Raw genomic sequence first — 18363 nt, 5'->3', positions numbered from 1 at the left:
CCTACCGTGACAGGCTGCTACCAGGATGGTGGCGGTAGGGTCGGCGGGATGTGGGTCCGGCACCGGGTGGAGTGGATCACCGCGCTGGTCGCGGTGCTCCTCGGCGCCGGCTATCTGCTGCTTCCCCCGATGGGCTCGGACCTCGCTGCCCAGGTCGCCCGAGCCGGTTTCTTCACCGAACACGGCGTCACCCCGGTCGATCTGCGCTGGTACGCCGGGGTCGAGCAGTTCGGCTACAGCCTGGTGTCACAGCCGGTGATGGCCCTGCTCGGGGTGCGGCTGACCGGCGTGCTCACCCTGGTCGCCGGGCCGGTGCTGCTGGCGGTGCTGTTCCGCCGGACCGGCGCGGCCCGCCCCCTGCTCGGCGCTCTCCTCGGGGTGGCCGGGTTCGCCGGCAACCTGGTGAGCGGCCGGGTGACGTACGGCCTCGGGGTCTGCTTCGGCCTCGCCGCCGTGGTCCTGCTCACCTTCCCCCGATGGCGCCGCCTCGCGGCGGCCCCCGCGTTCCTGGCCGGTGCGACAAGCCCGGTCGCCGGCCTGTTCACCGGCCTGGCCGGAGCCGCCCTGATCCTTTCCGCCCTCCCCGCCGGCGGCCGCCGGCTCCGGGACGGGTTGCTGCTCGCCGTGCCCGCGGCGGTGCCGCTCGCGGTGACCGCGCTGCTCTTCGGTGACGGCGGATGGATGAACATCAGCCGTACCGACACCCTGCACGCCGTGGTGACCGGGCTGCTGGTGGCGCTGCTCGTGCCGCTGCGGCCGGTCCGGATCGGGGCGCTGCTGTCGTCGGCCGGGGTGCTGGCCGCCGCGCTGATCCACACCCCGGTGGGCCTGAACGCCACCCGCCTCGCGACGATGTTCGCCCTCCCGGTGCTGGCCGCCTACGCCGCGCTGCCTCGTACCCCCGAATGGGCGGGAGGAGCGCCTGGCGTGAGTCGCCGCTGGAGGCCGGCGCTCGCGTTGATCGCGCTGATCGTCGCGGTGGCGTGGTGGCAGCCGATGGTGGTGCCGGGTGACGTGCGCGACATCGGCAACTCGTCGGCGGACGAGGCCTACTTCCGGCCGCTGCGGGACCGGCTGGCGGCCGGAACCCTGACCGGGCGGGTGGAGATCCCGACCACCCGGTCCTACTGGGAGGCCGCCTCGATGGGCGGGATCCCGCTGGCCCGGGGCTGGCTGCGGCAGGCCGACATCGACCGGAACCCGCTGTTCTTCACCACCGTCCCGGGCGCTCCCGGAACCGGTGTGGCGCTGACCCCCGACTCCTACCGGGCCTGGCTGGACAACGAGGCGGTCCAGTTCGTGGCCGTCCCCGACGTGGAGCTGGCGTGGCCCGGCCGGACGGAGGCGGAGATGGTCACCGCCGGTCTGCCGTACCTGTCGCTGGTCTGGAGTGACGCCCACTGGCGGCTCTACGAGGTGGCCGATCCGCGCCCGGTCGTGGCCGCCCCGGCGACGCTGGTCCGGCAGGACGGCGCGACGATCGTCTTCGACGCGCCCGCGGCCGGCGAGGTGGCCGTCCGGGTGCGTCACCACCGCTGGCTCACCGCCTCCGGCGGCGCCACGGTAACCGCCGACGGCGAGTGGACCAGGGTCCGGGTCCCGGCCGCCGGCCGCTACACGCTGACGAGCAGCCTGATCTAGGCTGCGTCGATGTTCACGGGCATCGATGACATCGACTGGGGTTCGCTGGAGCACGCCTACGGATCGGCCGAGGACGTGCCGGGCTGGATCCGCGGCCTGGCCGACCCGGATCCGGCGACCCGCGAGGAGAGCCTCGACGCCATGTACGGCTGCGTCCACCACCAGGGCGACGTCTACGACTCCACCGTTGCCGCGATGCCATACCTGATCGAGGCGGTGACCACCCCGGGCCTGCCCGGCCGGGAGGGGATCGCCGAGCTGCTGGCGAGCATCGCGGCCCTCGGCGAATGGCCGGACGAGGCGGAGCTCGACGAGGACGGCGCCGCCATGTTCCGGCAGGCGGTCCGGGCCAACGCGCTGGCCGTGGCGGCCCTGGCTCCGTTGACCGGCCTCGCCGCCGACCCGGACCCTCAGGTGCGGGCCGCCGCGCCGAAGCTCCTGGTCGCGCTGGGCCCGGCCGTACCGGACCTGCCCGCCCTGCTCACCGACCTGCTGAACACGGAGGCCGACCCCGCCGTGCGCCGGGCCCTGCTCGACGCGCTGTGCGGCGTGGAGCTCGACGACGCCGGGGTCGCTCATCTGCTCGCGCTCGCCGGAACCGGCCCGGCCTCCACCGCGGTGGCCGCGCTGGCGGCCGTGGCGCACACCGATCCGTACCGGGTGCCGCTCGACGGCGTGACCGGCCTGTTCGAACGGGCCTACGCCGAACCCGGCGCCCCCGCCGAGCCTGCCGGGTTCACCACGAACACGTTGATCGGCTCGATCCGGGAGACGTGGGAGGCGAGCAATCAGGGGCGGCGGGCGCCGCACTGCGAGCGGATCATCGAGAACCTCACCGACCCGCTCGGCCCCCGGGTGGCGGACCGGGTCGCGATCGTCACCCCGCTGCTCGCCTCGAAGCACGACGATCTCGCCGGTGACGCGATGTTCGCCGCCAACAAGATCATCGACCGGTGGCGTGGCGACTACCGCGCGGTGGTTCCCCTGGTCGCCGACCTGCTCGATCGTCCCCCGCGGATCGCCGAGACGGCCGCGAAGATGCTCGGCGACTGGGGACCGGTCGCCGCCCCCGCCGTGGAGACGGTGGCCGGGCGGTTCGCCGCGATCGACGCGCTGCCCTGGCGCGACGGCCTGCCGGAGTGGACCGTCCGGTACTCCGCGGACTCGCCCGGACTCCATCCGTACCTCAAGATCCTCGCCGGGTTCGGCGACGAGCGGGCCCTGTCGCCGCTGCTCACCGCCCTGCGGCTGCCGCAGCGACCGCAATCCTCGGTATACCTGCTCGCTTCCTACCCCGGGTCGGCCGACCGGATCGTGCCGGAGATCCTGTCCGTGTTCCCGATCCTCGCTCCCGGCGAACGCAGACCCACCGAGTGGTACGGCTTTCAGGCCACGCTGCGCGCCTTCGGCCCGGCCGCCGCCCCGGCGGTGCCCCGGCTGCTGGCCTCGCCGCTGGACGACTGGTCGGCCGCGACGCTCGGCCGGATCGGGCCGGCCGCCGCGACGGCGCTGCCCGCCCTGCGCCGGGCCGCGACCGGCGAGGACCCGCGTCTCGCGGTGGCCTCGGCCGGGGCGCTGTGGCGCATCGACCGGGACCCGGGCGCCCTGTCGCTGCTGACCGCCCGGCTGGACGGCCCGGCCGGCGCCGACGCGTTCGAGGAGATCGCCGCGATGGGACCGGCGGCCGCCGCGACCGCGCCGCTGGTCGCGACGTACCTGGACGCGCCGCCGGAAGGACACTGGTGGGCACCGGCCCGGGCCGCTCTCGCGCTATGGCGGATCAACGGTGACGCCGAGCGGGCCGCGCCGGTGCTGGCCGCCGCCTGGCAGGGCAACCCGCTCACCCGGCCGAGGATCGCCGAGGCGGCCGCCGGGCCGCTCGCGGAGGCGCTGGAGCCGCTGCTGCGGGCCGAGGTCGCGGCGGACCGGCGGCACAACGTCCGGGAGAACTCGTGGTCGTCGAGTCAGGTGAGCGACGACGAACGGCTGCTGGAGCTGTGCCGGGAGGCCCTCTCGGCGCGTTTGCGCTCACGCTGCTCGCGGGTGTAGCGCTTCCGGTTCTCCAGGTCGCGTTTCCACTGCTCGCGGGCGGGCTCGTCGCACCCCTGGACGGCGCCCCCGGTCTGTGCAGGGCCGATGAACGACCGGAAGGCCCAGTCGTCGAACGTCCGGTGGAACCACTCCGAGAACCTCGACACGACGCGCTCCTCAAACAGTTTGCAGGCCAATCATTGGTACACCAACGATTGCTAGAGTAGCCGGTGATGAGCGAACCCGTGGAAGACCCGTTGGCGCTGGAGCAGCAGGTCTGCTTCGCGCTGTCGGTGGCCGCCCGCAGTGTCGTGGCGATCTACCGCCCGCTGCTGGAGCCGATGGGCCTGACCCACCCTCAGTACCTGGTGATGCTCGCCCTCTGGCAGCACGCCCCGCTCTCCGTGCGCCGCCTCAGCGAGCTGCTGCAACTCGACCCGGGCACGCTGTCCCCGCTGCTCAAGCGGCTGGAGGCGATCGGCTACCTGCGGCGTGAACGGGACCGGGCCGACGAGCGCAGCCTGGCGATCACGCTGACCGGGCGGGGCCGGGAGCTGCGAGTCGAGGCGGAGCGGATCCCGCCCGCGGTGGTCGAGCGGCTCGGCATGCCGATCGAGGACCTTCGTCAGGTGCATACCGCACTGACAAGAGTGATAGCGGCCGCGACCGGCTGACACCCGCACGCGTGACATCCGCCGCCCTGGATGGGCCGGGCTCGTTGGCAGATGCATGTGGGTCTGTATCGACTGCGGGGAACGGAACACCGGCACGCCGGACGAGTGCGCGGTCTGTCACCGTCCCCGCCCGGCGCCGCGGGCGGCCATCTGGGAGCCGCCCGAACCACCGCCGATCTGGATTCCGGAACCGGCCGATCCGGAGCCGAACGGGCCGCCGGCCCGTAGCCGGCTGATTCCCGCTCTGCCGATCGCCGTCCTGATCGCGGCGCTGGTGACGGCCGCCGTCCTGGGCGGACCTCGGTTGCTGGGCCCGGACCGTCCCGCCCCACGGGCCGCACCGGTTCCGAGCGCCGCGCCGACCACCCCGATCCTGGAGGACGACACGGTGGACCTGGTCACCGTGGCCGCGGCGGTCACCGATCCGCGGGCCGGCGACGTCGCGGACATGCTGGAGACGTACTTCACCGGGATCAACGAACGGGACTACCGGGCCGTCGCCGGGGTGCTCGACCCGGCCGGTGAGATCGACCCGGCGGACGCCCGGCAGATGGCGGCGTTCGCCGAGGGCACGTCGACGACCCGGGACTCGGACGTCGTCCTGGTCCGGCTGGCCGAGGCGGCGTCCGGGCGGCTGCGGGCCGAGGTGACCTTCCGCAGCGAGCAGGAGGACGGGCACGGGCCACCGGAACGGCTCGACGAGACCTGCACCCGGTGGCGGGCCGTCTACGTGCTCAGCACCGCCGGGAACACCTACCGCATGCTGCGCGGGGACGCCACCAACGAGCCGTGCTGATCAGGACTCCAGCACCCGCTCCATCGCGGCCCGGGACCGCCGGGTCAACCGTAGGTACCGGTCCACGAACTCACCCGGGTCGCCGCCGCCCAGCAGGAGCACCGCGCCCGCCAACTCGACCCCGTGCCGGGGCAGCTGGTCGGTGGGGCGGCCGCGAACCAGGGTGAGGGCGTTGCGGACCTGGGCCGCCAGCGTCCAGCCGGCCGCCATCTCGGCCGCGTCGGACTCGCTGACCAGGTCCGCCCCGGCGGCCTCGGACAGCGCCTCCAGGGTCCGGGTGCGACGCAGCCCGGGCAGGTCGTGGGCGTACCGCAGCTGGGTGAGCTGGACAGCCCACTCGACGTCGGAGAGACCGCCCCGGCCGAGTTTGGTGTGCGTGTTCGGGTCGGCGCCGCGGGGCAGCCGCTCGGTCTCCACCCGGGCCTTGATCCGGCGGATCTCGACCACCTGCTCGCGGGTGAGGCCGCCGGACGGGTAGCGCATCCGGTCGGCCAGCGCCTCGAACCGCTGCCCCAGCTCCACGTCGCCGCAGACGAACCGGGCTCGCAGCAGCGCCTGCGCCTCCCACACCTTCGACCAGCGGTCGTAGTACTGCCGGTAGGCCTGGAGGCTGCGCACCAGCGGGCCCTGCCGGCCCTCCGGGCGCAGGTCGGCGTCGACGCCCAGGGCCGGATCCGGGGCGGGTGCGTTGAGCAGCCGGCGCATCTCCTCGGCGATGGCGTGCGCCGCGGCGCTGGCCTCCCCCTCGGGACAGCCGGCCGGCGGCTCGTAGACGAACAGCACGTCGGCGTCGGAGGGGTAGCTCATCTCGTACCCGCCGAGCCGGCCCATGCCGATGACCGCGAACCGCAGCCCGTCCGGGCCGGGTTTGGCGCGCCGGGCGATCCGCAGCGCCGCGTTCAGGGTGGCGTCGGTGACGTCGGAGAGTGCCACCCCGATGGCGTCGACGCCGAGCGGGCGGTCCGGGGCCAGGTCTCCGCCATGGCTCAGGATGTCCGCGCTGGCCAGCCGGAACAGTTCCCGGCGGCGCAGCGCGCGGACCGCGCCGATGGCGTTCACCGGGTCGGTGTGCCGGTCGCCGGCCGCCGCGAACCCGTCCAGCAGCGTCTCCCGCGGCCGGGGCTGGAGCTCGGTGTCCTCGGCGAGCAGTCGCAGCGCCTCCGGGTCGCGGGTGAGCAGGTCGGTGGCGTACCGGGAGAGGCTCAGCACCCGGGCCAGGCGGCGGGCCACCGGGCCGCCGTCGCGCAGCAGTCGCAGATACCACGGCGTGCTGCCCAGTTTGTCCGACACCTGCCGGTAGTTGAGGAGGCCACGGTCGGGTTCCGGGGCGTCGGCGAAGTCCTGGAGCAGCATCGGCAGCAGGGTGCGCTGGATCGCCGAGGTGCGGGTCACGCCGCCGGTCAGCGCTTCCAGGTGACGCAGCGCGGCGGCCGGGTCGGCGAACCCGAGGATCTCCAGCCGGCGGCGGGCCGACTCCGGGGTCATCCGCAGCTCCTCGGCGGGCACCCGGGCGACCGCCTCCAGCAGTGGCCGGTAGAGCAGCTTGACGTGCAGGCGGCGGACGTTGGCGGCGTGCCCCACCCAGTCGGACCGGAAGGCCTCGACGGCGTCCCGGCCGGGCACGGCGGTGTACCCGAGGGCGGCCGCGAGCCAGCGCAGCCCGTCCGGATCGTCCGGCACGGTGTGCGTACGCCGAAGGTTCTGCAGTTGCAGTCGGTGTTCGACGCCGCGCAGGAACCGGTAGCCGCGCAGCAGCGTCTCGCCGTCCTCGCGGCCCACGTAGCCGCCGGCGACCAGGGCGCGCAGCGCCGGGAGCGTGCCGCCGCCGCGCAACGTCTCGTCCACCCGGCCGTGCACGAGCTGGAGCAGCTGCACCGCGAACTCGATGTCACGAAGCCCGCCCGGACCGCGTTTGATCTCCCGGTCCAGTTCCTTCTTCGGCACGTTGTCGATGATCTTGCGGCGCATGTCGCGGACGTCGGGAACCGCCTCGGGCCGCTCGGCCGCGTGCCAGACCAGCGGCGCCAGATCGGCGATCCACTCCTGCGCCAGGGCCAGATCGCCGGCCGCCGGACGGACCTTGAGCAGCGCCTGGAACTCCCACGTCCGGGCCCAGCGCCGGTAGTAGGCCTGATGGCTGGCGAGGGTGCGCACGAGCGGGCCGCGACTGCCCTCCGGGCGCAGCGCGGCGTCGACCGGCCAGGCCACCTGGCCGCCGATCTCGATGATCCGGGCGGCGATCGTGGTTCCGGCGCTCAGGTCCTCGTCACCCGCCGCCACGAAGATCACGTCGACGTCGGAGACGTAGTTCAGCTCGTTGCCGCCGCACTTGCCCATCGCGACGACCGCGAGACGCGGCTCCGCCACGCTCTCCGGCAGGGCGGCCACCGCGATCGCGTAGGCGGCGGCCAGCGTCTCATCGGCCAGGCGGGAGAGGGCGGCCATGGTGGGTTCCAGCCCTCTGCCGCCGGTCAGGTCGGCTGCCGCGATTCTCAGAAGCGAGATCCGGTACGCGGTACGCAGTGCCGGAACGGTCAGCTCCGTGAAGTCGGCCAGCCCTCCGTCGGCGTCCGGTGGCCCGCCGCTCGTCCCGGTGGCCAGCGTCAGCCACTCCCCCGGGTTCGCCACCAACAGGTCCCCGAGGGTGGACGACGCTCCCAGCACGGCGAGCAGCCGCCGCCGCAGACCGTGGTCGTCGGCCAGCGCCCCGAGCAGCTCGCCGGGGTCGTCGCCGCGCCGCTCCACCGACTCGACGATGCGGTGCAGCTGGCGCAGCGCGAGGTTCGGGTCGGCGGCCTTGGAGAGCGCCTCGAGCAGCCCGGCGGCCCGCTCGTCGACCGGCGCCTGCGCCTCGGTGTCCCACAGCCGCAGCCCCTGCGGGCCGAGCAGGTCGGTGGCCCGGGCGCCGTTGTCGGCGAACCCGTACCGGGCCAGGCGGGTGGGCCTGGTCATCACTGCTCCAGCAGTGGCAGGGTCCGGCCGACGACCTGGTTCGGGATGTCGGCGTCGGGCAGGGTGCCGAGCGCCAGGGAGGCGAAGCGGACCGCGAACGGCTGCCAGACCTCCTCCACGTCGGCGAGCGACCCGGCGGTGGCCAGCACCACGGCCTCCGGGTCGTAGCCGAGCTCGGCCAGGGTGGCGCTGTCCGCGCGCACCCAGTCGGCGATCATGTCGGCGTCGCACTCGATGTGGAACTGCAGGCCCCAGGCCCGGTCACCGATCCGGAACGCCTGGTTCGGGTAGCGGGAGGAGGCGGCCAGCAGGGTCGCGTTCAGCGGCAGCTCGGTGATCTCGTCACGGTGCCACTGGGTCACGTCGGGCAGCAGCGGCACCCACTTGAACAGCGGGTCGTTGTCGGCGGCGTCGCGTTTGCCGACCAGCCCGGGACCGATCTCCGGCCCGGCCGTGCCGCGCTCGACGTGGCCGCCGTGCGCGATGGCCAGCAGCTGCCCGCCGAGGCACACGCCGAGCGTCGGCACCCGGTGCCGGACCCCCTTGCGCAGCAGCCCCTCCAGGGCCGGGAACCAGGGGGCGCCGGGGGTGCCGTCGGCCGCCGGGTAGGCGTTCTGCTCGCCACCCAGCACGATCAGGGCGAGATAGCCGTCGAGCGTCTCGGGAAGCTCGTCACCGGCGTGCGGCCGGAGCACGGTGAGCTCCAGGCCGGCTTCGGTCAGCCAGTCGCCGAGGCGCCGGGCGTCGTCACTGGGGTCGTTCTCGATGACTAGAGCGGTGGCCACCCGTCGAGGCTAACCGTTGCCGCCCGCGGAAACACCGACAGGACGTTGTCGGGACGCTTCACCAGAGTGGTCCCTAGTTCCGACCACGAGTTCCTAGGAGAAGACGATGACAGCGGTCAACCAGATCGGGTGGTTCCAGATCGGCACCGACCAGCCGGCGGCGGCCGAGCGGTTCTACGGCGAGCTGTTCGGATGGACCTTCGCCGACGACGAGACGGCCGGCGCCGCCTACCGGATCATCACCACGCCGGGTGAGGGCGGCCTCCAGGGCGGTCTGGCGAGCACCGGGGGCCCGAGCCACGCGGTCTTCTCGGTGGTGGTGGCCGACACCGAGGCCACCTGCCGGCAGGCCGAGGCGGCCGGCGGCAAGGTGCTGGTGAAGCGGACCACGGCGGACGGGCTGACCCTCGCCCATGTGCTCGACCCGTCGGGCAATCAGTTCCAGATCTTCACCCCGCCCGCGGGCTGAGATCGCCGGTCAGGCTGAACGGGGACAGGTGGTGCGGGATGTCCAGGCCGGTCTCGCTGAGCGGCCGGTGCCGCACCGCCTCCCGGGTCGGTGTCGCCGTGGTGATCCGGTCCGGCCGGAACACCCGCACCGCGTCCCGCAGGCGGCACCAGGCGATCAGATACCAACGGTCGCCGATGCCGGCGTAGCCGAGCGGCTCCACCTCCCGCTCGGTCACGGCGCCGTGGCGGTCGGAATAGCCGATCCGGAGCACCCGGTCCACGCCGACGGCCCGGCCGGCCAGCCGTGGCATCGGAGTCGGTGGCGGGTCGCCGGCCAGGTGGATCCGCCCGGCCAGGGCTCGCGCGGCCGCCACGTCCTCCGGGCGCATGGCGGCGACCAGTTTGCGCAGCGCGCTGGCCGCGGGCTGCCGGAACGGAGTCCCGCCCATCGAGCGCAGGGCGAGGGCCATGGCGACCGCCTCCTCCGGGGTCAGGTTGACCGGGGGCAGCGTGTGCGAGCGGTCCAGGCAGTAGCCCCCGGTGCGGCCGGTCTCGGCGTAGACCGGGGTGCCGGACTGCTGGAGTGCCGAGATGTCGCGCTCCACCGTGCGCACGCTGACCTCGAAGCGCTCCGCCAGCCAGCGGGCGCTGCGCGGGCGGGGCGCCACCGCCCGCAGCTCCTCGACGAGCGCGTACAGCCGATCCGTTCGGTTCACCCCTCGCACGCTAGAGCGGGGGTACGACAGAAACAGTTCTCGCCTACGCTCCCGGCATGACGACGAGCGAGTCCGCCGGCATCCGGGTGTCCACACTGGAGCTGTTCTTCGATCTGGTCGCGGTGGCGCAGCCGGCCGCGATCCCACTGATCATGGCGGCCGGGGCGATCGCGGAGGATCTGCCCCGGATCCGTCGTCTGGGCATGGCCGAAGCCATCGGTGACTTCGGCCGTAACGCGGGCCAGGTTCTGTCCGGCGATCCGCCGGACAGAACCTGGATCAAGCGATGCAGGCGCAGACGATCAGCGCGGCGCCGAAGTGCGACGCGGCACTGACCAGTGCCCCCGGGTGCTTCTCCTGGGTGCAGATGACCTCGCCCAGCTTGCCCGGGGTCAGCCAGTCCAGCACCAGGAAGGCCAGGCCCATGATGCCGATGCCGACCAGGCCGAACAGCGCGGTCGAGGCCAGCCCCTCACCGAACGAGTCCCACGTGGTGAAGATCGAGGTGAAGACGATGGCGGCGATGCCGAGCTGATTCGAGGCCAGCAGCAGCGCGGCGTTCGGGTTCTTCTCCACCCAGATCAGGTCGCGCAGCTTGCCCGGCGTGAGCACATCGATCAACACGAACCCGACCGCCATCAACCCGATGCCGATCAGCCCGAACACTATGCTGCGCCCGGCGCCCTCGAGCAGTTCCTCCAGCACGGCAAACTCCCTTGTCCCGAAATCGTCGACCCAGACCGTATCGGAGCCGATCGACCACGTCGATCGGCCGTATCGATCATGGTGGTGACGTTTTTCGGTCAGGGGGCGCTGTACCAGAGGAGGCCGCATGCCGGGGTGTGGCCGACGAGAGGCTCGGAGGTCATTGGATGGTGGCATCGGAGGACCTCGACGCCGTCGTCTCCGCGGCGCAGGCCGGGGACGAGGAGGCGTTCCGCCGGCTCTACCGGGCCCAGCAACCGGCGCTGGTGCGCTACCTCCGGGTGCTGGTCGGCGACGACGCCGAGGACGTCGCCTCCGAGTCGTGGTTGCAGATCGCCCGGGACCTGCGGAAGTTCTCCGGCGACTGGGACGGGTTCCGGGGGTGGACCGCGACGATCGCCCGGCACCGGGCCATGGATCTGCTGCGCGCCCAGCGACGCCGGCCGCAGGCCGGTGTCCCGGTCGAGTTCCTGGCCCAGATGAGCGCCGGTGACGACACCGCCGACCGGGCCCTGGAGCTGGTCACCACCGCCGACGCGGTGGCCCTGATCGCGTCGCTGCCGCCGGAGATGGCCGAGGCGGTGATGCTGCGGGTGGTCGTCGGGCTGGACGCCACGAGCACCGGCCGGATCCTCGGGCGCCGGGCCGGGGCGGTCCGGACCGCCGCGTACCGGGGGCTGCGCCAGCTCGCCGCCAAGCTCGCCCAGCGGGACCCACGACACCCACCTGAGCCGCCCCGATCGCCCTCCTGGAAACCCGCTGTGACGACTTCGGCAGCCCCGGCGCTGAAGGAGATGAGATGACCAGCGACGAGGAGTGGATCCCGATGGACCGGACGACCGCGGAGAGCCTGCTGCGCGGCGACCGGACCGGGCTGTCCCTGGACCGGGTGCTGGCCGCCGCTAAGGCCCCCGCCACCGCCCGGGAGCTGGCCGGTGAGGCCGCCGCCGTGGCGGCGTTCCGGGCGGCCACCGCGTCCTCCGCCGGGCGCACCCGCAGGTTCCCGGTCTTCTGGTCGGCGTTGTCGAAACTGCTCACCGTCAAGGTGGCGGCGGCCGCGTTCGCGACGACAGCGACGGTCGGCGGGGTCGCCCTGGCCGCGAACAACAGCACCCTTCCCGGCCCGGTGAGCGCCCCGGCGGCGTCCGTCTCACCGAGCGCGGCGCCCGAGCCGAAGCCGACGCCGCCCACACCGCCCACACCGTCCGCGTCGGCCCGCCCCCGGTCGTCCGGCTCGCCGGGCGCCCGCCCGGACCGGGTCGCCGACCTCTGCCGCGAGTTCACCCGCCACGACCGGGAGAACCGCCGCCGCGCGCTGGACGACGAGCGCTTCCGCGAACTGGTCCGGCAGGCCGGCGAGAAGGACCGTGCCCGGGTGGAGGGGTTCTGCGGCATCCGGCCCAGCGGTTCGGTCAACACCCGCCCCAGCGGTTCGGTCAGCACCCGCCCCACCTGGGACCGCGACCGGAGGCCGCCGAGCCGGCCGAGGACACACGGCGGCATGGGGCCACGCCGCGAATGAGCCGGCACCCGGTGGACCGGATCTGGGGAACGGGCGGTCCACCGGGTGCCTTATCGGTCAGTTGCCGGTTATGGGTCGCCCCCACCCTGCGCCCGGCGGCTGCACCAGCCAGACGGCGGCGGCTCGGACACCGCCGCCGTCTGGCGCCTACAGAGAAGGGCCGGGAGCGCACACTCCCGGCCCTTCTCTCGTTCCGTAGGCTCAGAGCGCGCCCAGGTACCGCTGACGCTCGTAGGGCGTGACCTCGCGGCGGAACTGCTCCCACTCCTGGCGCTTGTTGCGCAGGAAGAAGTCGAAGACGTGCTCGCCGAGCACCTCGGCGACCAGCTCGGAGCCGGCCATCACCTCGATCGCCTCGGACAGGTTCTCCGGGAGGGCGTCATACCCCGCGGCCTTGCGCTCGGCCGGCGACAGCGACCAGACGTCGTCCTCGGCGCCCGGGGGCAGTTCGTACCCCTCCTCGATGCCCTTGAGGCCGGCGCCGAGCATGACCGCGAAGGCCAGGTACGGGTTCGCGGCGGAGTCGATCGACCGGACCTCGACCCGGGCCGAGCTGGGCTTGCCGAACGCCGGCACCCGGACCAGCGCCGACCGGTTCAGGTGACCCCAGCTCACGAACGCCGGGGACTCGGTGATCCGGTCCGGCAGCTGGAGCGGGAAGAGCCGCTTGTAGGAGTTCACCCACTGGTTGGTGATGGCCGTGTACTCCCGGGCGTGCACCAGCAGACCGGCGATGAACGCGCGCGCCGTCTTGGACAGCCGCTGCGGGTCCTCGCTGTCGAAGAAGGCGTTGCGCTCGCCCTCCATCAGCGACAGGTGGGTGTGCATGCCGGAGCCGGGCTGATCGGTGTACGGCTTCGGCATGAAGGTGGCCTTGACGCCCTGCGACAGCGCCACCTCCTTGACCACGTGCCGGAACGTCATGATGTTGTCGGCCGTGGTGAGGGCGTCCGCGTACCGCAGATCGATCTCCTGCTGGCCGGGCGCGACCTCGTGGTGGCTGAACTCGACCGAGATGCCGATCCGCTCCAGGGCCAGCACGGCCTGGCGGCGGAAGTCGCGGGCCACCGCGTGGGTGGTGTGGTCGAAGTAGCCGCCGCTGTCCACCGGGACCGGCACCGAGCCGTCGTTCGCCCCGTCCTGGATCAGGAAGAACTCGACCTCGGGGTGGGTGTAGAAGGTGAAGCCCTTCTCAGCGGCCTTGGCCAGGGCGCGGCGCAGCACGTGGCGCGGGTCGGCCCAGGCGGCGCTGCCGTCCGGCATGAGGATGTCGCAGAACATCCGGGCGCTCTCGCCGCTGGAGCCGCCCTCGAACGGGAAGACCTGGAACGTGGTGGGATCCGGCATGGCGATCATGTCGGACTCGTAGACCCGGGCGAAGCCCTCGATCGCCGAGCCGTCGATGCCGATGCCCTCCTCGAAGGCGGACTCGAGCTCGGCCGGAGCCACCGAGACGCTCTTCAGCGTGCCCAGGACGTCGGTGAACCAGAGCCGGACGAAACGGATGTCGCGCTCCTCGAGCGTGCGAAGCACGAACTCCTGCTGTCGGTCCACTGCCACCCCTCGTCCGGATGTCTACCTATCGAGGTGAGACTACGCTGCGCGCCCCCTGTGACGTCGGCCCGGGTCAGGATCCATTCACCGGTTCGGAGGGAAGAATGAGGGCATGCCCACGCTGCGCATCGCCCTCGCTCAGGTGAACTCGACAGTCGGTGACATCCCCGGAAACGCGGCCGCGGTACGCCGTTGGACACGGGAGGCGGCCGGCTCCGGCGCGCACCTGGTGGCGTTCCCGGAGATGATGCTGACCGGCTACCCCATCGAGGATCTGGTCTTCCGCAACTCGTTCGTGGAGGCATCCCGGCGGGCGCTGCGATCGCTGGCCGCCGATCTCGCCGCCGACGGGCTGGGCGAGGTGGCAGTCGTGGTCGGCTACGTGGACGCCGACGGCCCGGCCGCGATCAGCTCCGACGCCGAGCCCGGTGCCGGCCGGCGGGACGCGTCCGCGCTGCTGCACCGCGGCGAGGTGGTGGCCACCTACTACAAGCACCACCTGCCCAACTACGGCGTCTTCGACGAGGACCGGTATTTCGAACCCGGCGACACGCTCACCGTGGTCCGGCTCGGCGGGGTGGACGTGGCGCTCACCGTCTGCGAGGACATCTGGCAGGCCGGCGGTCCGTTCACCGCGGCACGGCGGGCCGGCGTCGGGCTGGTCGTCAACATCAACGCCTCGCCGTACGAGCTGAACAAGGACGACGTCCGGCTCGCGCTGGTCCGGCGGCGGGCGGTCGAGGCGGGCGCCACTGTCGCGTTCGTGAACATGGTCGGCGGACAGGACGAGCTGGTCTTCGACGGCGACTCGATGATCGTGTCCGCGGAGGGGGAGCTGCTCGCCCGTACCGGTCAGTTCGTCGAGGAGCTGCTGGTCCACGACCTGGACCTTCCGCGGGCGGCTGATGGGCCGCCGGCCCCGGAGCACGGCGACGGGATGCGGATCGGCCGCCGGGAGATCGCCCTCAGGACGGACATTCCGCACCAACGTCGCAGCGGCGGCATCGCCGGCCGGATCGAGGACGCGGCCGAGATCTGGTCCGCCCTGGTCCTGGGCCTGCGCGACTACGTGGACAAGAACCGCTTCCGCTCGGTGATCCTCGGCCTCTCCGGCGGCATCGACTCCGCGGTGGTCGCCGCCATCGCCGTCGACGCCCTCGGCCCGGAGCGGGTGGTAGGCGTCTCACTGCCCAGCGGCCACTCGTCGGACCATTCCCGGGACGACGCCGCCGACCTGGCCAAACGCACCGGCCTCGACTACCGCACCGAGCCCATCCAGGCGATGGTCGACGGCTTCCTGGCGAACATGTCGCTCTCCGGCCTCGCGGTGGAGAACCTCCAGGCCCGGGTCCGCGGCGTGATCCTGATGGCGCTCTCCAACCAGGAGGGCCACCTGGTCCTGACGACCGGGAACAAGAGCGAGCTGGCGGTCGGCTACTCGACCCTCTACGGCGATTCGGTCGGCGGGTTCAATCCGCTCAAGGATGTGCCGAAGACCATGGTGTGGCAGCTCGCACGATGGCGGAACACCCAGCCCGGCACGCCCCCGATCCCGGAGAACTCGATCACCAAGGCGCCGAGCGCCGAGCTGCGCCCCGGCCAGAAGGACTCCGACTCGCTGCCCGACTACGAGATCCTCGACCCGATCATCAAGGGGTACGTGGACCGCGACCTGGGCCGCGACGAGCTGATCGCGGCCGGCAACGACCCGGCCCTGGTCGACCGGACGCTCCGCATGATCGACCTCGCGGAGTACAAGCGGCGCCAGTCCGCCCCGGGCACCAAGATCTCCGGGAAGGCGTTCGGCCGTGATCGTCGCCTCCCTATTACCAACCTGTTTCGCGAAGGACGAGGATTTTAGTTCCTTTTTAAGGGCGGGGGGCGGGGTGGTCGGATGGGAAGTGCGAGGATGTGCGGACCCGGGGACCGCATCCACGCGGCCTCGAGGGAGGAGTTGAACGATGTCGGAGATTCCGACCCTGTACGGCGGCCCGCCCACCCGCCGGGTCCGCACCCGCGACCTGCTCAACGCCAAGGTCCGCGGCGACCGCTGGCCGATGCTCACGTCCTACGACATGTACACCGCACAGATCTTCGACCAGTCCGGCGTACCGGTCCTGCTCGTCGGTGACTCGGCGGCCAACAACGTCTTCGGGTACGAGACCACCGTCCCGGTCACCATCGACGAGTTGTTGCCGCTGGTCCGCGCCGTCGTCCGGGCCACCAAGACCGCCCTGATCGTCGGCGACCTGCCGTTCGGCAGCTACGAGGAGGGCCCCACCCAGGCCCTGCGCACCGCCGTCCGGTTCATGAAGGAGGGCGGCTGCCACGCCGTCAAGCTCGAGGGCGGCCGCCGGATGGCCCCGCAGATCGAGGCGATCACCGGCGCCGGCATCCCGGTGATGGCGCACATCGGCTTCACCCCGCAACGTGAGCACGCCATCGGCGGCTACCGCGTCCAGGGCCGGGAGAACGAGGGCGCCGAGGTCCTCTCCGACGCCCGCGCGGTCGCCGACGCGGGCGCCTTCGCCGTGGTCCTGGAGATGGTCCCCGGCGACGTCGCCAAGCAGGTCACCAAGGAACTGCCGATCCCCACGGTCGGCATCGGCGCCGGCCCCGACACCGACGCCCAGGTGCTGGTCTGGCAGGACATGGCCGGTCTCCGCACCGGCAAGGCGCCGCGCTTCGTCAAGCGCTACGCCGACCTGGCCGGCGCCCTCACCGAGGCCACGCGACAATTCGCCGCCGAGGTCCGTGGCGGCGAATTCCCGGCCGCGGAGCACACCTTCTAGATCAAACCCATTTTCCGGTACGGGGTCCGCAGCGCTTTCCGCCGCGGGCCCCGTCCTGTCCTCGCCGGGCCACCGGTCACGCGCGCTCGAAACGGACCGTGCGGGTCACCGGGTCGGCCGCGGTGAGCCGCACGTCGATCCGGCTGCCGAGCGGCAGGTCACCCAGGCACTTGGCCCGGACCGCCGGGTCGTCCAGCGCGATCGTGCCGCCGGCTGGGCGCTTGCCGGACGGCTCGTCCCGGTCCAGCACCGCCGCCTCGAAGACCTCCCCGACCCGGCCCTCCAGCAGAACCGCCTCGGCCAGGTCGATCGCGCCCCGGTCGGCCGCCGAGGCGACCCGGTCCGTGGACGACATCGCCTTCGGCAGCCGGGGCAGAGCCTCCATCGCCCAGTCCGGGACAGCCCTTCCGGCGTACAGCGCGAGACAGATCTCTGTGGCATACCGATCCGCGAGCCGTCGCAACGGCGCCGTGACATGCGCATACGGCGCACCCACCCCGCCGTGCCCGGTCTCCGCGGGCACTTCCGCCCCTCCCCGGCCACCCCGCGCCCCACCGTCTCCGGCCTTCGCCGGCCCACCCCGCGCCCCACCGTCTCCGGCCTCGGGGCGCACGCCGCTGCCGCTGCCGGGCGTCGACGGCGTGTCAGCGCCGAAGGCGGTGTAGGCGGCGCCGCGCAGCAGGTCGGCGGCCTGGTCCAGGAAGGCGGCCCCGCGCGGGCCGGACGGGTCCACCGACGCCACCACCTCACCCACCGAGGCGCCGGCCGGCCACGTCACGCCGAGCGGCCCGGCGGCGGCGCGCAACGTCTGCACCGCCTCCGGTTTCGGCGCCGGCATGGTACGCAGCAGCCCGATCCCACCGGCCAGCATGATCCGGGCCGCGGCCATACCGGTGAGCAGCGAGATCTGCGCGTTGTGCTCCTCGACCGGCAGCGGCGCCAGCAGCACGAGCCGCCAGCCGTCGCCATCCCGCTCCACCTCCTGCGAGGGCAACGGCAGATTCACCGCACCCCGCTCGGCGGCCCGCCGGGCCAGCAGAGTGCCGATCTCCGGCAGCAGCGCCAGCGGCTCCGGCACGGTGCCCGCGTCGATCTGCCGCTGCACCGTCTCGTAGTCCAGTTTGGCGCGGCTGCGAACCCGGGCCCGTTCCACCTCGACCGCGACCGTCTCCCCGTCGCCGTCCAGGTCGATCGTCCAGACCACGGCCGCCCGGTCCCCGTCCGGCAGCAGGCTCACCGCGCCCTCGCTGAGCACCGGCGGGTGCAGCGGAATCCGCCCGTCCGGCAGATAGACGGTCTGCCCCCGAGCCCAGCTCTCCGCCTCCAGCACGCCACCGGGCCGCACATACGCCGCCACATCGGCGATCGCATACCGCACCCGATAGCCGCCCCCGGCCCGCCGGCTCAGATGAACCGCCTGATCGAGATCCCGGGAAGACGCCGGATCGAGAGTCACGAACTCCACCCCGGTCCGGTCCACCCCCGGCAGCGGCGTGACCCGCGCGCTCTCCTCAGCCTCGGACAGCACCGCCGCCGGGAACTCACCCGGCAACCCCAGCTCCCGCCGCAGCCCCGAGAAGTCGATCTGCGGAGCCACCACCACTTTGATCGGCACGCGACATTCCTATCAGGCCGGCGATCCTCAAGCCCGGCTCCATCGCTCCCCCACGACGACGAAGCCCCGCCAAGGCATACCCCCACCGTCCCCATCCCACCCACCGCCCATCACTCCCCGGGCAGCGGGC

General features: G+C 72.9%; 17 protein-coding genes. 10 read left to right on the top strand and 7 right to left on the bottom strand.

The genetic code is table 11. The features are described from left to right. The first annotated feature begins 48 nt into the window (after positions 1–48). Together KZ829_RS23680 and KZ829_RS23675 are read left to right on the top strand one after the other, a co-directional pair. On the top strand, positions 49–1641 hold the full coding sequence (locus KZ829_RS23680; RefSeq protein ID WP_220146104.1) for an enterotoxin A family protein: 1593 nt from the start codon (positions 49–51) through the stop codon (positions 1639–1641). Between the two features lie 9 nt (positions 1642–1650). Beyond that, positions 1651–3690, top strand: a complete 2040-nt coding sequence (locus KZ829_RS23675; RefSeq protein ID WP_220146103.1) for a HEAT repeat domain-containing protein — start codon at positions 1651–1653, stop codon at positions 3688–3690. Here the strand turns inward: KZ829_RS23675 and KZ829_RS23670 are convergent. Continuing rightward, positions 3606–3839, bottom strand: a complete 234-nt coding sequence (locus KZ829_RS23670; RefSeq protein WP_220146102.1) for a hypothetical protein — start codon at positions 3837–3839, stop codon at positions 3606–3608. The genes KZ829_RS23675 and KZ829_RS23670 overlap by 85 nt on opposite strands. A gap of 66 nt (positions 3840–3905) precedes the next feature. On the opposite strand from KZ829_RS23670, the gene KZ829_RS23665 reads away from it, so the two are divergent. After that, entirely contained in the window at positions 3906–4346 is a 441-nt protein-coding gene (locus KZ829_RS23665) for a MarR family winged helix-turn-helix transcriptional regulator (RefSeq protein WP_220146101.1), read from the top strand. A 55-nt stretch (positions 4347–4401) separates the two neighbouring features. Next, on the top strand, positions 4402–5142 hold the full coding sequence (locus KZ829_RS23660; protein WP_220146100.1) for a hypothetical protein: 741 nt from the start codon (positions 4402–4404) through the stop codon (positions 5140–5142). Here the strand turns inward: KZ829_RS23660 and KZ829_RS23655 are convergent, their stop codons facing one another. After that, the gene (locus tag KZ829_RS23655; protein WP_220146099.1) at positions 5143–8094 is read right to left on the bottom strand and encodes a bifunctional [glutamine synthetase] adenylyltransferase/[glutamine synthetase]-adenylyl-L-tyrosine phosphorylase; all 2952 of its coding nucleotides are present in this window, start codon (positions 8092–8094) and stop codon (positions 5143–5145) included. It abuts the gene before it with no gap. Beyond that, entirely contained in the window at positions 8094–8879 is a 786-nt protein-coding gene (locus KZ829_RS23650) for a type 1 glutamine amidotransferase (RefSeq protein WP_220146098.1), read from the bottom strand. The genes KZ829_RS23655 and KZ829_RS23650 overlap by 1 nt, the downstream gene beginning before the upstream one ends. Positions 8880–8985: 106 nt before the next feature. On the opposite strand from KZ829_RS23650, the gene KZ829_RS23645 reads away from it, so the two are divergent. Beyond that, a complete protein-coding gene (locus KZ829_RS23645; RefSeq protein WP_220146097.1) occupies positions 8986–9348 on the top strand; it encodes a VOC family protein in 363 nt (120 codons plus the stop codon). On the opposite strand, the gene KZ829_RS23640 is transcribed toward KZ829_RS23645, so the two are convergent. Then, positions 9329–10045, bottom strand: a complete 717-nt coding sequence (locus KZ829_RS23640) for a helix-turn-helix transcriptional regulator (protein WP_220146096.1) — start codon at positions 10043–10045, stop codon at positions 9329–9331. The two genes, KZ829_RS23645 and KZ829_RS23640, sit on opposite strands and share 20 nt — an antisense overlap. Positions 10046–10101: 56 nt before the next feature. Between KZ829_RS23640 and KZ829_RS23635 the strand changes: the two genes are divergently transcribed. After that, positions 10102–10380, top strand: coding sequence for a hypothetical protein (locus tag KZ829_RS23635; protein WP_220146095.1), 279 nt, complete (start codon positions 10102–10104; stop codon positions 10378–10380). Here KZ829_RS23635 and KZ829_RS23630 read toward each other — a convergent pair. Next, positions 10325–10750, bottom strand: a complete 426-nt coding sequence (locus KZ829_RS23630; protein WP_183226089.1) for a DUF350 domain-containing protein — start codon at positions 10748–10750, stop codon at positions 10325–10327. The genes KZ829_RS23635 and KZ829_RS23630 overlap by 56 nt on opposite strands. A gap of 167 nt (positions 10751–10917) precedes the next feature. On the opposite strand from KZ829_RS23630, the gene KZ829_RS23625 reads away from it, so the two are divergent. Beyond that, a complete protein-coding gene (locus tag KZ829_RS23625; protein WP_220146094.1) occupies positions 10918–11553 on the top strand; it encodes an RNA polymerase sigma factor in 636 nt (211 codons plus the stop codon). Next, complete coding sequence (locus tag KZ829_RS23620; protein WP_220146093.1) at positions 11550–12272, top strand: hypothetical protein; 723 nt, start codon at positions 11550–11552, stop codon at positions 12270–12272. Before KZ829_RS23625 ends, KZ829_RS23620 begins: the two co-directional genes overlap by 4 nt. A 201-nt stretch (positions 12273–12473) precedes the next feature. Here the strand turns inward: KZ829_RS23620 and KZ829_RS23615 are convergent, their stop codons facing one another. Next, entirely contained in the window at positions 12474–13826 is a 1353-nt protein-coding gene (locus KZ829_RS23615; RefSeq protein WP_220146092.1) for a glutamine synthetase family protein, read from the bottom strand. 112 nt (positions 13827–13938) lie between these two features. On the opposite strand from KZ829_RS23615, the gene KZ829_RS23610 reads away from it, so the two are divergent. Both KZ829_RS23610 and panB read left to right on the top strand, forming a co-directional pair. Continuing rightward, positions 13939–15687 carry an NAD+ synthase gene (locus KZ829_RS23610; protein ID WP_220146091.1) on the top strand — a complete coding sequence of 583 codons (1749 nt, stop codon included), beginning with the start codon at positions 13939–13941 and terminating at the stop codon, positions 15685–15687. 100 nt (positions 15688–15787) lie between these two features. Continuing rightward, a complete protein-coding gene (gene panB, locus KZ829_RS23605) occupies positions 15788–16618 on the top strand; it encodes a 3-methyl-2-oxobutanoate hydroxymethyltransferase (RefSeq protein WP_183226094.1) in 831 nt (276 codons plus the stop codon). A gap of 76 nt (positions 16619–16694) precedes the next feature. Here panB and KZ829_RS23600 read toward each other — a convergent pair whose 3' ends face one another. Further along, positions 16695–18233, bottom strand: coding sequence for an RNB domain-containing ribonuclease (locus tag KZ829_RS23600; protein ID WP_220146090.1), 1539 nt, complete (start codon positions 18231–18233; stop codon positions 16695–16697). Between the last annotated feature and the right edge of the window lie 130 nt (positions 18234–18363).

The organism is Actinoplanes hulinensis, from assembly GCF_019429605.1.
GTDB classification, from domain to species: domain Bacteria; phylum Actinomycetota; class Actinomycetes; order Mycobacteriales; family Micromonosporaceae; genus Actinoplanes; species Actinoplanes campanulatus.
This window is presented reverse-complemented; position numbering and strand designations above follow the sequence as displayed.

Bases quoted from the DNA above. Each gene is read 5' to 3' on its own strand.
- KZ829_RS23635 (WP_220146095.1), top strand. From the start codon at position 10,102: ATGACGACGAGCGAGTCCGCCGGCATCCGGGTGTCCACACTGGAGCTG.
- KZ829_RS23655 (WP_220146099.1), bottom strand. From the start codon at position 8,094: ATGACCAGGCCCACCCGCCTGGCCCGGTACGGGTTCGCCGACAACGGC.
- KZ829_RS23645 (WP_220146097.1), top strand. From the start codon at position 8,986: ATGACAGCGGTCAACCAGATCGGGTGGTTCCAGATCGGCACCGACCAG.
- KZ829_RS23675 (WP_220146103.1), top strand. From the start codon at position 1,651: ATGTTCACGGGCATCGATGACATCGACTGGGGTTCGCTGGAGCACGCC.
- KZ829_RS23665 (WP_220146101.1), top strand. From the start codon at position 3,906: ATGAGCGAACCCGTGGAAGACCCGTTGGCGCTGGAGCAGCAGGTCTGC.
- KZ829_RS23660 (WP_220146100.1), top strand. From the start codon at position 4,402: ATGTGGGTCTGTATCGACTGCGGGGAACGGAACACCGGCACGCCGGAC.
- KZ829_RS23680 (WP_220146104.1), top strand. From the start codon at position 49: ATGTGGGTCCGGCACCGGGTGGAGTGGATCACCGCGCTGGTCGCGGTG.
- KZ829_RS23620 (WP_220146093.1), top strand. From the start codon at position 11,550: ATGACCAGCGACGAGGAGTGGATCCCGATGGACCGGACGACCGCGGAG.
- KZ829_RS23610 (WP_220146091.1), top strand. From the start codon at position 13,939: ATGCCCACGCTGCGCATCGCCCTCGCTCAGGTGAACTCGACAGTCGGT.
- KZ829_RS23625 (WP_220146094.1), top strand. From the start codon at position 10,918: ATGGTGGCATCGGAGGACCTCGACGCCGTCGTCTCCGCGGCGCAGGCC.
- panB (WP_183226094.1), top strand. From the start codon at position 15,788: ATGTCGGAGATTCCGACCCTGTACGGCGGCCCGCCCACCCGCCGGGTC.